This window comes from Streptomyces sp. WAC06614 (genome assembly GCF_003949795.1).
Classification (GTDB): Bacteria; Actinomycetota; Actinomycetes; order Streptomycetales; family Streptomycetaceae; genus Streptomyces.
Map to the genome: position 1 here is coordinate 1 of NZ_RPRY01000703.1, position 1,088 is coordinate 1,088.

Annotated in this window: 1 protein-coding gene; it reads left to right on the top strand. The window is 78.7% G+C overall.

Features of this window, described 5'->3' with window-relative positions; translation table 11 throughout:
• Window positions 1-95: 95 nt before the first annotated feature.
• Window positions 96-1,088 (top strand): SAV_2336 N-terminal domain-related protein (locus tag EF918_RS36010; protein WP_260611021.1); only part of this gene is annotated, 993 nt, incomplete at its 3' end.

Here is a 1,088-nt window from a genome sequence, read left to right on the forward strand (position 1 = left end):
GCGGGAGGCCGACGATCGCCTCGGCCTGTTCGTGCCGGGCCGGCGCGGCGGGCGGACGGTGGCGCTGGAGGGCCCGCAGGGCCCGCTGGATGTCCATGATCCGCGGCAGTGCGGCCGCCGCGCCGGCCCGGATGGTGCTGGACGAGGCCGCCACCGCCGAGGCCAGCGCCCGGGCCCTCGGACTGGCCATCCCGGTGTTCCGCCCGGACCGCCGACGGGAGGCGACCATGAGGCTGGTGATGGACGGTTCGCCGTCGATGGCGGTGTGGCTGGACATGCTCGACGAACTGCGCGCGGTCTGCGAGCGCCTGGGGGCCTTCCGGGACGTCCAGGTGCACCATCTGCACCGGCTCCCCGACGGCACCCCGGCGGTCGGCAACGGCCCGTGCCCGGACACCGCGTCCCGCTCCGGGGAGCAGCTGCGCGACCCCACCGGGCGGGCCCTGACCATGGTGGTCAGCGACTGCGCGGGCCCGCTGTGGCGGGAGGGCGAGGCGCAACGGCTGCTGCACCGGTGGGCGCAGTGCGCGCCGTGCGTGGTGGTCCAGCCGTTGCCGCAGCGGCTGTGGGGGCGCAGCTGGTTGCCGACCGAGCGGGGCACGCTCGCGCGGGTGGACGGGGCCGGGGGGCGGCTGCGGTTCCGCCCGGACCGGCCGCCGCGGGCAGGGCGGCCCACCGGGGGCCTGGTCGTGCCGGTGCTGCCGCCCAGCGCGGCGGCGCTCGGGGCCTGGGCCCGGCTGGTGGCGGGGCTGGGCAGTGGTGCCGTACCGGCCGAGGTGGGGCGGGTGCTGCCGGGGCACCCGGCGGCCCCGGCGGCGGCGCCGAGGATGGCGCGGCCGCCGCGCGAACTGGTCCGCCGCTTCCGGTCGTCGGCCTCGCCGCGGGCGGTCCAGCTCGCGGTGTACCTGTCGGCGACACCGCTGACGCTGCCGGTGATGCGGCTGGTGCAGCGGACGATGCTGCCCGACTCGGAGCCGTCGGACCTGGCGGAGGTGCTGCTGAGCGGGCTGCTGCGGCGGGCCGGGGCGCCGCAGCAGCCCGCTCAGCAGCACCTCCGCCAGGTCCGACGGCTCCGAGTCGGGCAGCAT